1 protein-coding gene is annotated in these 504 nt (G+C 57.1%); it reads left to right on the top strand.

Annotation, left to right across the window (positions count from 1 at the left end):
• Positions 1–124 precede the first annotated feature (124 nt).
• On the top strand, positions 125–504 hold a 380-nt coding region (locus FRC98_RS21160; protein ID WP_230467915.1), incomplete at its 3' end, for an extracellular solute-binding protein.

Genomic DNA, 504 nt, shown 5'->3' with positions numbered 1-504 from the left:
CCGACATAAACCTATACGGTGGCATTACTTCATCAAGGAAGCGCTTCCTCGGACAGTCCTCGAACGCACTTCCCCGATGGATGCCCCCTCAAATCCCCAATCACACCTCAACGTGGAGGACGTAATGTCAGCGAAAAGAATCGCCAGAACAGTGATCGCGGGAGGCGCAGCTCTTGCGCTTCTTGCCGGATGCTCGGGCGGAGGTGACACCGACGGAAAGATCACTCTCGACGTCTGGACCTTCGGTGGCATGGGCCTCGACGAAGCATTTGCAACGTACCAAGAAGAAAACCCCAACATCATCCTCAAGGTCACCAACGCCGGCGGATCCGATGAACAAGCTCAGGCACTGACCACCGCCCTCGCTGGCGGCAAGGGGCCCGACGTAGCGGCAATCGAAGTCGGCTACATGTCGCAGTTCAAGGCTCAACCGCAAAACTTCGTTGATCTGCGCACTCTCGGTTCAGACGACATTGAAAGCAGCTTTCTCGACTGGCGCTGGTC

The organism is Lujinxingia vulgaris (assembly GCF_007997015.1).
Classification (GTDB): domain Bacteria; phylum Myxococcota_A; class Bradymonadia; order Bradymonadales; family Bradymonadaceae; genus Lujinxingia; species Lujinxingia vulgaris.
The sequence above is the reverse complement of the archived record's forward strand: the minus strand, read 5'-3'. Positions and strand labels throughout refer to the sequence as shown.